The sequence below is a fragment of the Alteromonas sp. BL110 genome, assembly GCF_003443615.1.
GTDB lineage: Bacteria > Pseudomonadota > Gammaproteobacteria > Enterobacterales > Alteromonadaceae > Alteromonas.
Map to the genome: position 1 here is coordinate 1004515 of NZ_CP031967.1, position 18821 is coordinate 1023335.

Genomic DNA, 18821 nt, shown 5'->3' on the forward strand with positions numbered 1-18821 from the left:
ACGGTGGTATATCGCGTTTGGATGGAGTAGCTTTACGCTTGTGTGGCACAACTATAACGCTGTATGACAACTGGGGGCAACCAAGGTTTTGTAATTTAATAGGACACAAGCCTTTAACCTCTTATAAGAGAAGTGAAACCTGATAGAAGGTCGTACTTCGAAAACGCTTTTGATAATTAGAATGAAAAAATGATTTCGCTAACGCTTTTAATGGCTGCTGTTGCCTACCTCTTCGGTTCACTTTCAAGTGCAGTGGTTATTAGCCAATTATTTGGTCTACCCGACCCAAGAACCGCTGGCTCTAAAAACCCTGGAGCAACTAATGTGTACCGCTTGGGTGGTCGAATTCCCGCGCTGCTCGTGCTTGTTATGGATATTTTGAAAGGCACTATTCCGGTGTACGGCAGCTATTTTTTGGGTATAGAACCAATAATGCTGGGCATAATTGCAATCTTTGCCTGTTTAGGTCATATATTTCCGCTTTATTTTGGTTTCAAAGGCGGTAAAGCCGTCGCTACCGCCTTTGGTGCCATGTTGCCTATTGGGCTCGATTTAGCAGGGCTGCTTGTTCTAAGCTGGGTAGTAGTGGTTTTTCTTACCGGCTATTCTTCGCTCGGTGCGCTCGTTGCGGTGTCGCTTGCGCCGCTTTTCACGTTTTTAATTAAGCCTTTGTACACCGTGCCGGTAGCAATGCTTTCACTGCTTATTATTTTACGCCATAAAGACAACATTGCCCGCCTGTTAGCAGGCAATGAAAGTAAAGTGTGGGATAAAGGCAAAGTTAAAGAGTAAGTGCCTGCTGCAGTACATCCAGCTTTCCATCTATAGGCGTAACAGGCGAAATACCCAATATTTTAGCCAGCGCTGGATAAACCTCTAAATTGCTAAATGTAGGTATAGTGGTGTTCGTTTTAAACGCCGGCCCTACTGCAACAAAGGTCGCTCCCATATCAGGTAACGTATTTACGTAGCCATGGCCACCTTTGCTAACATGCGTACTGTTGGCGTTTTTGAAACGGGCTGGTGGCGCAATTTCGATAATGATATCGCCCGTTCTGCTTCCTACTTCCATGTGACGCTGAGCGCGCTGGGTGTCATTGAGCACAATGAAGCGGTTTTCGGCTATATAGGTAAGACGTTCTATTTCTTCGGTGATTTGTTTATCGAGCACGTTTTCTCTGGCGTAAAGATGAACTTGCGCCCCTTCATTTTCAATAATGAAGCTATCAGGAATGGATAAAGACTCTACTTCAATAAGCTGGCTTTCATCGATAGGTGTCATACCGTGGTCTGACACCACCACTAAATTTATCGGCAAATCTAATGCAGCTATACGCTCATAAAGCTGACCAATAAGTGCATCTACTTCTTGCACCGCATCATTCGTTTTATCAGCCAACGGTCCTTCATCATGGCCTACCGTATCGGTTAACGAAAAATAGCCAGCGATAAAACGAGGTCGTGATACTTCAGGAAGTTTAAGCCAATTTATAATTTGGTCGATTCGTTGCTGATAATCGGCGTATTTAGAGTAGTGGAAAAAGTAGCTGGGCTGTGTCCCCGAAATACGAGCATCAGACTCTGGCCAGAAAAAGGTAGCGGCCTTCATCCCATGATATTCCACTAAGTTCCATAGCGGCGTTGCCGTGATCCACGTGCTATCCATCCCGCCATAGCCCAACTGATATTTTGCATAACCCTCTTTTGTAGGACGGGATTTATCATAAAAACGGTTATTCACAATACCGTGGTGTTTAGGAAGCAGCCCTGTGATCAACGAAATATGGTTGGGAAAGGTATTTGACGGATAAACAGGGGTCATCGATGATGCTCTTACCCCTTGCTTTGCGATGGCACCAAGGTGCTTGGCATCGTGTAACTCGATGTAATCATGGCGAAATCCATCAAGAGAAATTAACACTACATACTGCTCTTGCTTTAGCACTTTGTCTGCTTCGTTTGAAAGTGCTTTACTTGAGGCAAATGCATTAGACGCGGTGAGCGCTGCAAAGAAAATCGAAATAAATAACGACAGGGCTAACAATAATAGCGATGCATTTTGTTTTCTTTCGTTTGTTGCTAAGCGCATATTCTTTTACGTCCTTACTCAATATTTGCCGTGGTAAAACAAAAGGCAATGGGATGCGCTCCCATTGCCTTTGCTCTTTGCTTGACTGTGTTGCCTGTTTGTTGTGCTCAATATCTGCCTTATACACATCTTATGCATACCGATGATATGCAGTATCGATTTCACAACATTGTTTAAACCCTGTCGGCGCTCTTAAATTACAGACAAGGTATCAAGAGGCCAGCGCGGTTTGGCTTGTGAAGATAATGACAAGGTTTCACCAGCTTTCAGGCGCTGCATTCCCGCATAAGCAATCATGGCACCATTATCTGTACAATACGCTAAGCTAGGGTAAAACACCTCACCTTTCAGCTCTTGCATCAGGGCTTTCATCTCACTGCGCAGCATTGTATTTGCACTGACGCCGCCAGCAATAACCAATCGTTTCATTCCTGTCTGCTTCAACGCTCGCTTACATTTAATAATAAGCGTATCCACTACGGCCTCTTGGAATGCGTAGGCAATATTAGCTTTGATTTGTTCAGCATCACCATCGGTTAAGTCAGCATCACGAATGGTGTTTGCAGCAAAGGTTTTTAAACCGCTAAAACTGAAATCTAAGCCCGGTCTGTCGGTCATTGGGCGTGGGAATTTGTAGTGTCCCGCCTCGCCCTTTTCGGCCAATTTTGCTAAGAGAGGGCCGCCAGGATAATCAAGACCAAGTAGTTTAGCGGTTTTATCAAAAGCTTCGCCTGCGGCATCATCGATAGACTCGCCGAGTACTTCATACTGACCAATGCCTTCTACTTTAACCAGCATTGAGTGACCGCCCGACACCAACAGTGCAACAAAAGGAAATTCTGGCGCATCGTCTTCAAGCATAGGCGCTAGCAAGTGCCCCTCCATGTGATGAACGCCTACTGCAGGTACGTTCCACGCATAGGAGAGCGACCGCCCTACCGATGAGCCTACTAACAGCGCCCCTACTAAACCCGGGCCTTGGGTAAAGGCAACGCCGTCGATATCTGATGGTTTGGTATTCGCATCTTCCATGGCTTTTTCAATTAAAGGAATGATTTTTCTAACGTGATCCCGTGAAGCAAGCTCGGGCACGACACCGCCATAATCAGCGTGCAGCTTTACTTGGCTGTATAGTTCGTGTGACAACAAGCCTTTTTCATCGTCATAAACGGCGATGCCAGTTTCGTCACAAGATGTTTCTATTCCTAAAATACGCATGGGGAGTAACCCTTTCTACTACTAACTTCAACGCCTAGCCTCTGGATTTACAAAGCTGCCTAACACATGAATTGCTCATTGATAGTGCTGTAAACAGCACGTAATAAAGCGAATACCAAAAACTGTGAAAATAATTCTGGCGATCTGGCGGGATCATCTTTATGATCCCGGCGCGATCATAACACTACCCTCGTCAGGATCATTTGCTTTCTATTTTTGATCACACTTACAGTTCAAATGAAAAGTGAGCAAAAAGCATTCTGAAAAGGGCGCTTATACAAGCCGCGTTAAACAACACGATGCTTAACGAGCGCAGAGTTTACCTTTAATCCTGCATTCATGGAATGCCAGTGAACAGGTAAATGAACGGTAAATGCACAATATTGGCTATTTTTTAGCAATTCATCCTTTACTTTCTCTGTAGATATGATTAGAATTTCGCACCATTTTTAACCCGGGTGGCCTTTTTAGCGCACAATTTTACCCGGATTTACACAGTAAAAGTTTTGAGGTGAGTGTTTAATGCCTATCGTTAAAGTTAGAGAAAACGAGCCGTTTGATGTGGCGCTGCGTCGTTTTAAGCGTTCTTGTGAAAAAGCAGGTGTTCTTTCTGAAGTTCGTCGTCGTGAATTCTTCGAAAAGCCAACTTGGGAACGCAAGCGCAAGAAAGCTGCCGCTAAGAAGCGTCATCTTAAGAAGCTAGCTCGTGAAAACGCACGTCGCGTAAAACTCTACTAATATAGGGTTAAGTAACGAGTCTGAAAGGTGTTGCAATTGCAGCACCTTTCGCGTTTCTGGGCCTCTATTTTTTGGCCTTATTATTTAACGACTCCATTTTTCCTTTTCAAATGGTTGCATTTGATTTTCAACCTGGGGCTTAATAATACCAGTCCGCATAGATCATTACCTTCTGAGCCGGCAATGCTCTATGCGGATTGGTATAAGCAATCTACTAATAAAAATCAGGAAGCATCATGGCACTAATTGATGATTTAAAAGCAGCGCAGAAAGATGCGATGCGTGCAAAAGAAAAAGTACGTCTTGGTACTATTCGTATGGCTATGGCTGCCATTAAGCAAAAAGAAATCGATGAACAAATCACGCTAGACGATAGCGCAATCTTAGCGGTATTGACCAAAATGGTTAAACAGCGTCAAGACGCGGCTGCCCAATACGACGCCGCCAATCGCGAAGACCTCGCTAGCAAAGAGCGTGAAGAAATCACTTATATTGAAGATTTCTTGCCACAGCCTTTGACTGACGATGAACTAAATGCCCTTATCGACGAAACTATGGCGGCGACTGGCGCGTCGGGTATGCAAGATATGGGTAAAGTCATGGGCGCATTGAAGCCAAAAGTTCAAGGCCGCACCGACATGGGTGCATTGAGTGCTAAAATAAAGGCACGCTTGAACGCTTAGGCTTAGTCCTTTATTTAAGTGAAGTATTTTGAAGGTGTGTATATCCACACCTTCGTTATTCTCATTTATACACTTCCCTGTTACAGTACTCCACTGCTTTCATCATGTCGTTGCCTTTTGTTTAGAAAGCCATCACGACTTGTGCTTTACTAATCCTTGTTGAAAATACCCTCATGGCTGGAAAAATACCTCGCGATTTTATAGATGATCTACTTTCACGTACTGACGTGGTAGAAGTAGTGGATAGCCGAGTCAAACTCAAAAAAGCAGGTAAGAATTACCAAGCATGCTGCCCATTCCACAATGAGAAATCACCGTCTTTCACCGTCAGCCAAGATAAGCAGTTCTATCACTGTTTCGGATGCGGCGCTCACGGTAATGCTATCTCCTTTATTATGGAATTCGACCGTCTAGAGTTTGTAGAGGCTATTGAAGAGCTAGCGCGTTATCACGGGCTTGAAGTACCTCGAGAAAAAGGCAGTCGCCCTGCCATGAGCGAAGAGAAAAAGCAGCAACAACAAGACGACTATGCAGTGATGGAACAAGTTACACGCTTTTTCCAGCACCAGTTGCGCCAAAACGGTAATAGTAAAAAAGCCATCGACTATTTAAAGAACCGTGGGCTTAGTGGCGACATCGTCAAGCAATGGGAAATTGGCTATGCCCCTGACAGCTGGGACGCCCTGCTAAGTACCTTTGGCAAAGATCCACAGCGCATCAAGCAGCTGGTAGATTTAAAACTGGTCAATAAAAACGACCAAGGACGTACCTACGACTTCTTTCGCGACCGCATAATGTTTCCTATCAGGGACAAACGGGGTCGAGTGGTAGGCTTTGGTGGACGTGTATTAGATGACGGCGGCCCCAAGTATTTAAACTCGCCAGAGACCCGAATATTTCATAAAGGCAGTGAGCTTTTTGGGTTTTACTCAGCGCGCCAGAACAATCGAACGCTAGATACTGTTGTTGTTGTTGAAGGCTATATGGACGTAGTGGCATTGAGTCAGTTCGACATTAATATTGCTACCGCTGCCTTAGGTACGGCCACCACACCTGAGCATATTCAGATGTTGGTTCGCGCCACTTCACATATCGTGTGCTGCTACGACGGCGACAGAGCTGGCCGTGAAGCAGCATGGCGCGCGCTAGAGAATGCCTTACCTGCGTTAAAAGACGGTGTGCGTATATCGTTTTTATTTCTACCTGACGGCGAAGACCCAGACACTATGGTACGCCAAGTAGGTAAAGATGCTTTCATGGAAATGCTCGATAACGCTATGCCACTATCTCGCTTCTTTTTTGAGAATTTGCTAAAAACCCACAACGTGGGTACGCCAGAAGGTAAAATTGCCCTTAAAAAAGCAGCAATGCCGCTGATTGAAAGCACCTTAGGCGATGACCAAAAGCAAATGCTATTAGAAGAGTTAGCCAAGCACACCGGAGAGTTCGATAGGTTTAAACTTCAGCAAGATATTACCAAAGCGAATCAAGGGTCGAAGCAAGCATATTCTCCTAATCGTAACCAAGTAAACAAACCAAAACTATCGCCACTTCGTATGTTGATACGCTTATTGCTTGATAAGCCTGAGTTAGCCGCACGTTGCGAAGATGTACAGATCGATATATTCGCAGGCAGTCAGGCTGCCGGTATGGATTTATTGCGTGATATTCACAGCTATTGTGTCAGCCACCCTCAAGCAAAAACCGCACAGCTTGTTGAAAATTTCCGCGACCATCCCCATTCTTCTACTATCGCGAAATTATTGTTACAAGAACACTTAGTTAAAGACGAGGATGCTGAGCGTGTTTATAACGACAGCTTCGCTCGCTTACTGGACGGGCATTTCGATAGCCGCATTGAAACCTTAATTTCACGCTCGCGGGTTCAGCCGCTAACGCAAGCGGAAAAACAGGAATTGAACCTGCTTATGAGGGAAAGACAGAAGAGTTAACCTAGGGGTAATGAACTTCGGGTTGATCTGTTTTTGCGTAGTAAGCTTTACGATTAATTCGCTTTCACCTTGCAATTATGCACTATGCAAGTAATAAAAGCGGAAATGTAAAAAGCACTGGCTAAAAAATCGGCCGTCAATCTGGTAAAACCACCGCTTATTCTGCTATACTGGCTAATTCGCTGCGGGCATGTTTGAACATGGTTCACACTTTTATGTGAACAAAAATGCAGCAACACGAGTAGCAAAGATATAGCCGAACATAACGGGCAGAACCGAACCCGAGCAGATGTGCATCGTAAACATATTGGTTTATACCAGCGTGGCATCTAGCATTAACGGCCTTGATACAAATGCAGTACTACAGCAGAACGGGGAACATACCTAGGCGTATGTTGTCTTTTCTATTGCAAACTAATTGAATGTGAGAAGTGTAGGTTATATGGCGCAAAGCAAGCAGTCTCAGATTAAACTCCTGATTGCAAAAGGTAAAGAGCAAGGTTACTTAACCTTTGCAGAAGTAAACGACCACCTGCCGCAAGATATTGTCGATTCTGATCAAATCGAAGACATAATCCGCATGATTAATGACATGGGAATTCAAGTTTCTGAATCAGCTCCTGATGCAGATGAACTTCTCATGCAAGAAGCGAATGCTGATGAAGATGCTGCAGAAGCAGCAGCTCAAGCACTTGCTACTGTAGAAAGTGAAATTGGCCGTACGACTGACCCAGTTCGCATGTATATGCGTGAAATGGGTACCGTTGAACTTCTTACTCGTGAAGGCGAAATTGAAATCGCTAAGCGTATTGAAGACGGTATTAACCAAGTACAGTGCTCGGTTGCTGAATATCCAGAAGCGATCACTTACCTGTTAGATCAGTGGGATTTATACGAAGCCGAAGAAATTCGCCTAAGCGATATTATCTCTGGCTTTGTTGATCCTAACGATGATCAAGATCTCGCGCCAACTGCGACGCACGTAGGCTCAGAGTTATCTGAAGAAGAGTTAGATGACGAAGATGGCGATGATGATGATGATGACGACGAAGATGAAGACGATAGCGGCGTAGACCCAGAGCTTGCACGCGAACGCTTCGCAGAACTTCGTGAACAGTACCTAAAAACTCGTGATGTTATCGAGAAGAAGGGTCGTTCTCATGCCGATTCTCGCACACAAATAAACGCTTTAAGCGACGTATTTAAAGAGTTCCGTCTAGTTCCTAAGCAATTTGATCGCATGGTTAAGAACATGCGTGCAATGATGGACAAAGTACGTATCCAAGAACGTCTTGTAATGAAGTTCTGTGTTGTTAATGCAAAAATGCCTAAGAAAGATTTTATAAAAGCTTTTGCGGGTAATGAAACATCTACTGCGTGGTTATACGAAGCAGTTAAGTCAGGTGCGCCTTACGCAGCTGAGCTTGCAGTTAACCAAGAAGAGATTGAACGCTGCATTAGCAAGATGAATCAGGTTGAGCAAGAAACTGGCTTGGTTATCGCTGATATTAAAGACATTAACCGTCGCATGTCGATTGGTGAAGCGAAAGCGCGTCGTGCGAAAAAAGAAATGGTTGAAGCTAACCTTCGTCTTGTAATCTCGATTGCGAAGAAGTATACCAACCGCGGTCTTCAGTTCCTTGACCTTATCCAAGAAGGTAATATCGGTCTGATGAAAGCGGTAGATAAGTTCGAATACCGTCGTGGTTATAAGTTCTCTACGTATGCTACATGGTGGATTCGTCAGGCGATTACTCGTTCAATTGCTGACCAGGCGCGTACTATCCGTATCCCTGTGCACATGATTGAAACGATTAACAAGCTAAACCGTATCTCACGTCAAATGCTTCAGGAAATGGGTCGCGAACCTACGCCTGAAGAATTGTCAGAGCGCATGTTAATGCCTGAAGACAAGATTCGTAAAGTACTTAAGATTGCTAAAGAGCCAATCTCGATGGAAACACCTATCGGCGATGATGAAGATTCACATCTTGGCGACTTTATCGAGGACAGCACTATTATTCAGCCCCTCGATTCAGCTACTGGCGGTAGCTTAAAAGGCGCTACGCAAGAAGTACTCGCAGGCCCTAACGGCTCGTGAGGCGAAAGTTCTACGTATGCGTTTCGGTATCGATATGAATACTGACCATACGCTTGAAGAAGTAGGCAAACAGTTTGACGTTACCCGTGAGCGTATCCGTCAGATTGAAGCTAAAGCACTTCGCAAGCTTCGCCACCCTAGCCGTTCTGAGCAGCTACGCAGCTTCTTAGACGAATAGAAAAAGCATTGCTTTGTTTAAAAATCCCCGGCCTTGGCTGGGGATTTTTTTGTTTTAATTTCCCGAAGTTCTTTCTGTAAAAAGCTGCAACTCGTTGCTTTAGCATTTCGCTAGACCCACAAAAAAGCCCCCGTTAGGAGGCTTTCAATACGCTTTAGAGTAGTTAACTACAACCTACACCCTAAACTGCTTAGCAATTGACTCGAGGTGTTGCGCAAGGTCAGCAAGTTCATTACACATAGTTCCCAATTCACCTGAACGACTTGCAGTTTGCTCAGTGCGCTGATGAATTTCATCAACGTGACGTACAATGTCAACCGCAACAGTGCGCTGATCTTCAGTGTTGTGGGCAATTTGCTCATTCATTTGATTGATGCGACCGATTGTACTGGTAATCGTCTCTAAGCTGCTACCCGCTTTATTGGCGGTTTCAACGCTATTTGTGGCTTGTTCGGTGCCACGAGCCATTACCTCAACCGCCGAATGTGCAGCGCTTTGAAGCTGTTCTATAGTGCTCTGAATTTCTTCTGTAGACTGTTGGGTACGCGATGCGAGCGTTCTTACTTCATCGGCGACTACCGCAAAGCCTCGCCCTTGTTCACCGGCCCTTGCTGCCTCGATAGCCGCGTTAAGTGCAAGTAGGTTGGTTTGTTCCGCTATGCCCTTGATTACATCTAGCACTGAACCGACTTTGTTTGAGTCAGACTCTAAGCGCCCAATAACGTCAGCTGTCTCGCGCACGTTTTCAGCAAGCTGCTGAATACTAGTCACGGTTTGCTGTACGATTTGACGACCTTCACTTGCCGCTGTAGTCGCTTCATTGGCGTCACTTGCTGCTTGGGCTGCACTATGTGCAACGCCATCAACAGAGCCGCTCATAGTATCTACCGCTTGCTTAGCATTTGTTGCAGACTTCTGTTGTACATCAATGGTGCGCTGAGTTTCTTCAGTTACGCCGCGAAGGTTTTGCGCTAAGTTCGATAGCGGTAAGCTCGCTTCAACCACGTCACGTACTACACCTTGAAGTTTATCCATAAATTGATTGAACCAGTATACCAGCTCACCAATTTCATCTTCACTCTTTGTATCAATACGAACTGTTAAGTCGCCATTTTCTTGCGCAATATCTTTAAGAGAACGAACGACATCATCAATACTCTGCTTAATGCCGCGCACAATAGGCACTGCTGTGGCAAATAACAAAACGGTTACAACAATAGCTAAAATAACGCCTGTACTAATAAGCGAAGTATTAGCGCTATCTGTATTTTCAAACGATTCTTCGAACGCGGTTTGTTGTGCGTCGCGAAACTGTGACATAGCGGCAATCGCGCCGTCATAAGACTGGTTCATTTGTGCCGACAGTTCGCCCAACCGACTAAAGTCAGCTGTGCCATTTACCATAGACTGTGAAACGTCGTAGGCGACGTCAAAATATTTGTCAAAACCTGAAGATATACGAGCGATATCTGAACGAAATTCCGGGCTGATGTTCGCTATTTGATTAAGCCCTTTCTTCGCTTCTTCGGCTAACTCTTTCGCCACGGTAAGGGTATCTTGATCACCTGTTGTTACCGCGCTCGCGAGGGTATCACGCACTTTTTGCATGTCGACCAATGTCGATGCCGATAACTGTAAGGCTGGGAATTGAACTTTCTGTACTTTTTCTAGCGTTGCGCCATTATTGAGCGCAGTGTAAACAGTGATAAGCAAATAAATAATAAAACTTAGCGCTGCGATCCCCGGTATAAGAAAGATCTTAGTCGCAATTGGCATTTTCTTTAGAAAGTTCATCAACTATCCCACTGTTTTTTATGATCGTACAACTACTTTTCACCTAACTTTTCAAAAAGCGCTGCACTTTGTTTGGTCTACCTAATTTATCTACCTGTTAGTAAAAAACTTTAACGAAATTATGGCCTCGCACACGTGCAAGGCCATAAATAGGTAGTTAGAACGTATAATTTACGCCAACTTTAAGCAGAGTTGCATCATTTAGATCATTTAGGTCGTCTGAGTACCAAGTTACATCGGTCTTAAGTGCAAAGCCTGGTTCAACATCGTAGCGAAGGCCTACAGTAACCGCTGATACATCTAGCTCTTGTTGAGCAGCAATGCCGGCAGCACCTTGATAGATAGAAGCCCAAGTCGCATCGGTAACCGCATCTCCAGTAGAGATAGTAGAAGGAAGCGCAGCTACTAGACCAAGCTGAGTACCGTTATCCGCTTCTTCAACTTCATAGGTAATGTGCGGCGTAAACTTGCCGAAGCGCATACCCGCAGTAACGTACCACGCTTTATTATCAGCGATAACAGAACCATCAACCTCAGTCTGGGTGAATTCTGCGCCTACAAACCAATCGTACTTGTCGATATCAACTGCTACTTCAAAAAAGGTCCCAGTATCATCATTTACACTGAAGCCTTCAGCCGCAGCAGACGCATTGGGAATAACTGCGCCGAACGCCGACATTCCGTCTATGAACGAGTCAAAATCTTCATTCGCAGCACTAGTCGTACCGCGTGCAAGCAAGGTACGAGCGCTGAACCAGTCACGTGTCGCCTCAAAAGAAACTGCCACTACATTTTTTAGATCTAGCGCTGCAGGCGTACCTGAAATCGTCGTATCAGTTTCAACACGTCCCATAGTTAGCTGAGCGCCGTATTCCCAATCACCCGAGTAATTCGTGTAATCAACGCGAACACCATCGATATTGTTAAAGTCGATACCGTAAATTGCATCAGGTGGTGTTAACCAGTGGTAAGAGTAACCGATATCAAGAGATGCTGAGTATTTGAAAAGTGGCATACGTAAGCGGCCAGCACTAATGTTGACGTTGTTGTTCAACATGTAAGTCATGTAAGCCCATTCGAAATCGGCGTCGTAGTCTTCACTACCGCGGCCAACTAACTGTGCTGTAGCAGAAAGCTTATCGCTAACGTCACCGCGAACTTGCAGACCAAACACACTGGCTGGGTCGAAGTTAAAATCACTGTCGTAGCCGTACACTGACTCGTCATCGTCTAGTGTCATTCCGCCGATAAGGTTTGCAAAGCCGTTAATTTGAATGTCGGCAAGTACTGGTGTAGCCAAAAGGCCAGCCATAGATAAGATAGCTAATTTGGTTTTCATGCGTGTTCCTTAAATTCTTTGTATTAACGGTAAGTTAGAAGGTAGCGACAACACGTACGCTGTCATTAACGGCGCCAGCGTCGACATAACCAATAGCGCCAGGATTACTTGCAACTGTAGATATAACATCTGCGTCACTACCCAACGCCTTAGGAGGCTGACCTTTACCCGTAAAAACAAGTTTCGACCAAAACGCAGTAAGTTGAGCTGCGGTTTTGTTTAGTACCTTACCGTTAAATTCGTCTGTGGCAGATTGACCTTCAGCTAACGCAACAGGCTCTGCTTTTGTACCGCTAGGAAATGCTTTGGCCTTGTTTAAGAAAAGTCGGCTAATGCTGTCTTTATCTAGTGAATCGCCATTGCTAGGATGCACGATGACTGCCACGTCAGCGATCGCGACGTTACAGCATAGTCCGGCTGCAAGTATCCATTTTTTCATCATATGTCCTCTGGAGTCTTTGTGAATGCTAGCCCATCGCTCTTCACTTTCTTTGAAGGCGCTAAAAACGACATTTGCGTGTTTGAGCGATATGAAGCAAACAGGTGCTTGTGTGTCCAAACATTTACTACGTGATAAGTATTGGTCACAAACGCAATATTCGCCACTTTGAGCTTTAAATATTTATCTTATATAAATTAATAGCTTATATAAGTACTTGAGAATTGTGCGCAGTGTAGTGAAAGTGGAAAGTTAAACAACTATACGATTGTCTAATACATACTGTTAGCGTGTATGAAGGCCGATAAGAAAAATAAATGCAAGACAAAAAAGAAGAGTTACCTTAACAATATCAACAACTTAAAAAAATCAGACGCTATAGCAGAAGTAATAAAAACCGATATTAGAGTATGAAAAAAGATACCTAACTCTTTTGAACTCGCACCAATTTGTGTTGGCACGAGTTCAAAAGGCAATCAATAAACTACGAGAGAATTTCTACGACTCACCTTTCTTGTAAGGAATCGCTTTTTCTAGCGCTTCGATTTCGTTGGTTCGCTGCATTGGAGAGCCAGTATTTCTTGCTAGCCAACTATACGCTGTGGGTACAACATAAAGGGTCATAAATGCCGAAACAAGTACGCCTGAGAAAATAACCATACCAATTACCATACGGCTCTCAGCGCCAGGCCCTGATGCAAGTACCAAAGGCAAAGAACTAAACACGGTGGTAAAACCTGTCATAACGATAGGGCGCAAGCGCTGTGCGGCAGCACGCTTAAGTGCGAGTTCAAACTCCATACCCGCATCACGAAGCTGATTAGCGAATTCTACTATCAAGATACCATTTTTAGCGGCAAGCCCGATAAGCATCACCAAACCAATTTGGCTGTAGATATTAATCGTCATATCACTGAAAAACAGCCCGATGTATGCCCCGACGAGGGCTAAAGGCACAGTAAGCATTATCACTAAAGGATGCACCCAACTTTCAAACTGCGCGGCCAATATTAAGTAAGTGACCGCAAGCGCTAGCATAAAGACATAAACAAATGAGTTGCCCGCTTCTTGATAAAGCTGTGACTCACCTTTGTAATCTATAGATACGTTATCGGGCAGTTCAGTAGCCACAATATTTTCTAAATAGGCGAGTGCCTCACCAAGAGTATAACCCTCTGCCAAGTTCGCCGATATGGTTACAGCTCGCATTCTGTTATAACGATTAAGCTGCGCAGATGTTGCTTGCTCCTCAAACGTTAGTAAGTTATCCATAGGAATAAGCTCACCCGTACGTGACGAACGCACGTATAAATTTTCAATACTGTTAGGGCTTCTGAAGTCTTCTTCGATGCCTTCCATGATGACATCGTATTCCTCACCTCTATCAAGGAAAGTAGACACCGTACGCTGACCTAGCATAACCTCCAATGTGCCGCCAATATCGCTAATTGATACACCTAGGTCAGCCGCTCTGTCGCGATTAATATTAACTAACAGCTGTGGTGACGTCTCTTTATAATCAGAGTCTAGCCGAATTAATCCCAGGTTTTGCGCTGCTTTTTTTAACACTATGTCGCGCCATTCTACGAGGTTCTCATAAGTGTCACCCTGTAAGACAAACTGAACTGGGCGTCCGAGCCCGCCTCCTGATATACCGCTTCGCATAATTGCAAACGCGCGAACATCGGGCACGCTGTTAAGCTTGCCGCTGATTTCATCCATGAGTGAAAATGTGCTGAAATCACGTTCGTCCCAATCTGCAGAACCGACGATCGCAATCCCCGCATTTCCGCCGAAACCAGGTGTTCTCACCAAAAGACGATTAATTTTACCGCTCTCACGATAGGGCATTAATATGCTTTCTATTTGCTCTAGATTCCTTGCGTTACTTTCAAAGCTCGCCCCTTCTTGAGCGTTCATTAAGATGAAAAAGTTACCTCTATCTTCTTTAGGAACGAACTCGCTTGGAATCTTCTCTGATAGCTGAACTAACGCAACAACCGCAATAACAAGCATTAGCAGCATAAGAAAAGGTTGGTGTAAGGTTTTACCCAACGTATTGAAGTAACGGGTTTCGAGCTTTGAAAATCGCTTATCCATCCAGCTTCCAAAGCCTGATGAACGTGGGCGTTTTTTAAGTATTTTCGACGCCATCATGGGTGACAAAGTAAGCGCAGTAAAACTAGAAAATGCCACGGCTGCAGCAATAGCTAACGCAAATTCGGTGAACAGCCTGCCAATATTCCCTTCAAGGAAGACCAAAGGAACGAACACTGAAATAAGTACAAGTGTGGTCGCAATCACGGCAAACCCGACCTCTTTTGCGCCGCGATAGGCAGCTAAAATAGGCGGTTCGCCCATCTCAATGCGTCGATAGATGTTTTCAAGTACAACAATAGCGTCATCTACCACAAGACCAATCGCTAACACCATAGCAAGCAAGGTAAGCAGGTTTATCGAAAAGCCCAGCGCATACATCACGATAAAAGCCGCAATAATAGAAACGGGAACGGTAACCGCAGGAATCAAGGTGGCGCGAATATTACCTAGGAAAAGGTATATTACTATCACCACCATCAGCATTGCGATCCCCAAAGTCTCATATACCTCGTCAATCGACGCCTCAATGAAAACTGATGAGTCGTAGCTTGGTACAATAAAAATGTTATCTGGAAGGGTCGCTTCTATTCTTTCTATCTGCGCTTTAGCTGCCCGGGCTACTTCGAGAGTATTGGCTTTAGACTGCTTGATAATGCCAAGACCTATCATATTGACGCCATCACCACGAAACTCTGTTTCATCATCCTCAGCGGTTAGTTCAACGTGGGCTATTTCACCTAGGCGTACAAGATAGCCGTTATCCCCTACTGCAACGGTTAGGGCTGCAAAATCATCCGGCGTTAGGAAAGTGCGCGCTACCCTTACTTCAAAGTCACGATCATTACTTTCTACTTCACCGGCAGGCAACTCAACATTTTCGGCACGGATCACCTGCTCTACATCACTAACTGTTATGCCTCTAGCCGCCATGGCATTGCGGTCTAAAAACACTTTCATGGCGTAGCGTCTACCACCACCAATTTGAATTCTAGCCACACCATCCACAATGGATAGCCTGTCAACCAGTACACGCTCTGCGTAGTCGGTCAGCTCCATGGTATTGAGGTTAGTGCTTCGTAAGTTGTACCACACTACGGCGCTTTCATCTGAGTTCGCTTTAGACACTTCAGGTGGATCGGCTTGGTCGGGCAAGTTATTCAAAGCTCGGCTGACTCGCTCGCGCACATCGTTGGCTGCCGCATCAATATCTCTGGAAAGTTTAAACTCGATAGTGATGTCTGAGCGACCATTACGAGACGTGGAAGTTACGTTCTTTATACCTTCAATACCCGAAATTCTGTCTTCTAAAAGCTGGGTAATTCGGGTCTCGACTATATTCGCTGAAGCCCCAGTGTAGTTTGTATTAACCGATACTATAGGTGGGTCTATATCGGGATATTCCCGTAAACTCAACATAGAGAATGCGACAATACCAAAAATAATCAGTAGTAAATTGAGTACGGTTGCAAAAACCGGGCGCTTTACAGAAACGTCTGACAATAGCATAACTGTTTGCTCCCTAGCGGTTTAATACATTAACCGGAGATTGGTCACGTACGCGAAGTGTACCTTCGGTTATTACTTCATCTCCTTCACTTAAACCGCTGACAATTTGCACTTGCCCTGGACGACGCTCACCAATTTCCACTTCGGTTTGATGTGCTACATTATCTTTAACTACATAAACAAACTGTTTGTCTTGCACTGGCACCAGTGCCTTTTCTGGCAAGACTAAAGCACTAAGTACACGTTTTTCTACCACGACGGTCAGCAGCATACCTGGGCGTAGACGACTGTCTTGGTTGTCAATAGTTGCGCGCACGCGAATAGAGCGGCTAATGGGGTCCAAGCGCGTATCAATATTAGTGATTTTTCCTGTAAACTCTTCTCCAGGATAAGCGACTGATGACGCACTTACCAATTGCCCTTTAGCCACGCTGGCAAGGTGGTTTTCAGCGATACTAAAATCAACTTTGATTTGGCTAATATCATCTAACGTGGTGATGGTATCGCCTGGCTGGATAAGTGAACCAATACTGATTTCGCGGTTACCCAAAAGCCCGTTAAATGGCGCGCGAACTTGTAGATCATTGAGCTGTGCTAACGCGACATCTAACTGGGCCTGTAACGCTTTTACTCGGGCCTGTTGTTCATCGAGAAGCTGCTCAGAGGTAGCATTTGACTGACGTAAATCGGCTATGCGGGTAAACTGGCGTTTTGCTTCATCAATGTTCGCTTTGAGTTCTTCCACTCTGGCGCGCTCTTCAGTGTTGTTAAGCTGCACCAAAAGCTCGCCCTCAACGACTTTATCGCCATCATCGAAATTTATTGTTTTTACCGTATCGGTAACTTGCGCCGTAATATTCACCGACTCGTTCGCAGTAGCTGTGCCGAGCGACTCGATAGTGATAGGAAATGCCTGTGACGAAACTACTGCTGTATTTACTGGTGTGGCTCTAGCGGCAGCGTTTGCTTTACTTTCTTCCTGAGGCACATTCAAATATGCCACAACACCAGCAAGCAACACCACGCCAAGTAATAAGGGCGATAACGATAATCGTGAAGACATAACCTTTCCTATTGGTAAAATAGCATTGCGTTGAGCCTGAAGTTTTTTAAAAAGATCAACGAATACTCAAGTACACAAAGTTCGCTTTACTCGAGCACAAACTTTCCCAAACATATTTTTGTGTACCGCGTTATTATTGTTTGTTGTATTATTTTTGCGTAGAGTCTGTTCGATAATATTGATTGCTTTTACAACAATCGCAAACACCCGCTAGAGTATTTTACCCAAATCAATGGTCATCTTATTTCGCTTATCAGCTATATTCGCTGTTTTAACGCTTTTCGCATGTTCACAGTCAGCGCCTAGTACCCCAATGTGCCGTGTTTCAGATGCACTGTTATCTAAGAATGTTAACGGTCAGATAAACGCTAAAATTTCGCCTGTTGGCGCGGCCTGTTTAATAAAAACCAATGAGAGAGTGTTGCTAATCAAACACCGCCTGTCTGGCAAATTAGACTTCCCCGGTGGAGGGCTAGTTGAAGGTGAATCACTTGCCTGCACCGCCCATCGAGAGACATGGGAGGAAACGGGTTTTAACGTTGAAGTGAAGGAATATTTATCGACCACGGTCAATGGCCTAGTCATATTTGGCTGTCATACAGACGCAGGCATTGAAAAACTTCCGAACACTTTCGAGGCGCCTTCGTGGGCCAAGATAGAAGTTGTCAGCCTCGTTAAAGTTGACCCATTTTTGCTCGACCATGATGCGCTACGTTATGCCGACGATCTTATTCCCTTGCGCGATGGCTACACCCAATTCGTTATAAAGCAGCACTGACAAAGCATTGTTCATTGTGCCGGGGATTGGTAAATTGTCCCAATAGAATAAACAGGAGAAGTGGCTTGTTTTCACTGCCAACGTTAAGCCTAAAAGGCAAAGTATCTGAACAGGAATGGCAAACCCGTATCGATTTAGCCGCATGCTACCGATTAGTGGCTGATATGCGATGGGGCGATCTTATCTATACTCACATTTCCGCCAAGGTTCCGGGCACAGACCATTATCTTGTTAACGCCTTTGGGCTTACCTTTGAGGAAGTTACGGCTTCTAACCTGGTCAAAGTCGACTTAGACGGCAATATACTTGACGACACACCCTATGGGATTAACCCGGCCGGATTCACTATTCACAGTGCAATTCACGAAGTGCGCCACGACGCCCAGTGCGTTATCCACCTACATACGTTAGCTACCATCTCTGTGGCTTCGGTGAAAGGCGGATTGAAGCCCTGGAGTCAATATTCAATGTTTTCGCTTCCTTCGCTTTCTTATCACAGCTATGAAGGCTTGGCCGTAGACGATAGCGAAAAGAAGCGTTTGCAAGACGATCTTGGCGATACTAATCATATGCTTTTGCCTAACCATGGCGGTTTAACCCTTGGCCCAACGGTTGGCGACGCCTTTATGCGCTTTTACGATTTACAGCGTGCGTGCGAAATTCAGCTTGCCCTGATGCAGTCTAACGAAGAGGTTATCGAAATACCGCAAAGCATTATTGATGGTATATACGCCCAGGCAAATGTGGTTCACAGCGGCGAAACAGGCGGACAAAAAGCATGGCCTGCCATGCTGCGCAAAGCCTATAAATTAGACCCAAGTTTTTGCGAATAATTAAGCTTAT

13 protein-coding genes and 1 pseudogene are annotated in these 18821 nt (G+C 44.9%); 7 read left to right on the forward strand and 7 right to left on the reverse strand.

The window, feature by feature from the left end:
* Positions 1–189 precede the first annotated feature (189 nt).
* On the forward strand, positions 190–792 hold the full coding sequence (plsY, locus tag D1814_RS04345; RefSeq protein ID WP_118490269.1) for a glycerol-3-phosphate 1-O-acyltransferase PlsY: 603 nt from the start codon (positions 190–192) through the stop codon (positions 790–792).
* On the opposite strand, the gene D1814_RS04350 is transcribed toward plsY, so the two are convergent.
* A complete protein-coding gene (locus tag D1814_RS04350) occupies positions 782–2089 on the reverse strand; it encodes an alkaline phosphatase family protein (RefSeq protein ID WP_118490270.1) in 1308 nt (435 codons plus the stop codon). The two genes, plsY and D1814_RS04350, sit on opposite strands and share 11 nt — an antisense overlap.
* A 192-nt stretch (positions 2090–2281) precedes the next feature.
* Positions 2282–3307 (reverse strand): tRNA (adenosine(37)-N6)-threonylcarbamoyltransferase complex transferase subunit TsaD, encoded by a 1026-nt coding sequence (gene tsaD / locus D1814_RS04355; protein ID WP_118490271.1) that lies wholly within the window; start codon positions 3305–3307, stop codon positions 2282–2284.
* 522 nt (positions 3308–3829) lie between these two features.
* Here tsaD and rpsU point away from each other — a divergent pair.
* From rpsU to rpoD, 4 genes and pseudogenes are all read left to right on the forward strand, one after another.
* Positions 3830–4045, forward strand: a complete 216-nt coding sequence (gene rpsU, locus D1814_RS04360; protein ID WP_012517258.1) for a 30S ribosomal protein S21 — start codon at positions 3830–3832, stop codon at positions 4043–4045.
* A gap of 236 nt (positions 4046–4281) precedes the next feature.
* Positions 4282–4728 (forward strand): GatB/YqeY domain-containing protein, encoded by a 447-nt coding sequence (locus D1814_RS04365; protein WP_118490272.1) that lies wholly within the window; start codon positions 4282–4284, stop codon positions 4726–4728.
* A 173-nt stretch (positions 4729–4901) separates the two neighbouring features.
* Complete coding sequence (gene dnaG, locus D1814_RS04370) at positions 4902–6680, forward strand: DNA primase (protein WP_118490273.1); 1779 nt, start codon at positions 4902–4904, stop codon at positions 6678–6680.
* A gap of 442 nt (positions 6681–7122) precedes the next feature.
* Positions 7123–8959, forward strand: a pseudogene (rpoD, locus tag D1814_RS04375) (RNA polymerase sigma factor RpoD).
* 174 nt (positions 8960–9133) lie between these two features.
* Here the strand turns inward: rpoD and D1814_RS04380 are convergent.
* The 5 genes from D1814_RS04380 to D1814_RS04400 all read right to left on the reverse strand — a co-directional run bounded on the left by D1814_RS04380 (position 9134) and on the right by D1814_RS04400 (position 17200).
* Entirely contained in the window at positions 9134–10753 is a 1620-nt protein-coding gene (locus D1814_RS04380; protein ID WP_118490274.1) for a methyl-accepting chemotaxis protein, read from the reverse strand.
* 157 nt (positions 10754–10910) lie between these two features.
* On the reverse strand, positions 10911–12092 hold the full coding sequence (locus D1814_RS04385; protein ID WP_118490275.1) for a topoisomerase IV: 1182 nt from the start codon (positions 12090–12092) through the stop codon (positions 10911–10913).
* A gap of 34 nt (positions 12093–12126) precedes the next feature.
* Positions 12127–12531, reverse strand: a complete 405-nt coding sequence (locus tag D1814_RS04390; RefSeq protein ID WP_118490276.1) for a substrate-binding domain-containing protein — start codon at positions 12529–12531, stop codon at positions 12127–12129.
* Between the two features lie 498 nt (positions 12532–13029).
* Positions 13030–16137 carry an efflux RND transporter permease subunit gene (locus D1814_RS04395; RefSeq protein ID WP_118490277.1) on the reverse strand — a complete coding sequence of 1036 codons (3108 nt, stop codon included), beginning with the start codon at positions 16135–16137 and terminating at the stop codon, positions 13030–13032.
* A 13-nt stretch (positions 16138–16150) separates the two neighbouring features.
* A complete protein-coding gene (locus tag D1814_RS04400) occupies positions 16151–17200 on the reverse strand; it encodes an efflux RND transporter periplasmic adaptor subunit (protein WP_118490278.1) in 1050 nt (349 codons plus the stop codon).
* Between the two features lie 232 nt (positions 17201–17432).
* On the opposite strand from D1814_RS04400, the gene D1814_RS04405 reads away from it, so the two are divergent.
* Both D1814_RS04405 and D1814_RS04410 read left to right on the forward strand, forming a co-directional pair.
* Positions 17433–17978 (forward strand): NUDIX hydrolase, encoded by a 546-nt coding sequence (locus D1814_RS04405; RefSeq protein ID WP_118490279.1) that lies wholly within the window; start codon positions 17433–17435, stop codon positions 17976–17978.
* A gap of 65 nt (positions 17979–18043) precedes the next feature.
* Positions 18044–18811, forward strand: coding sequence for a class II aldolase/adducin family protein (locus D1814_RS04410; protein WP_118490280.1), 768 nt, complete (start codon positions 18044–18046; stop codon positions 18809–18811).
* Positions 18812–18821: the final 10 nt, after the last annotated feature.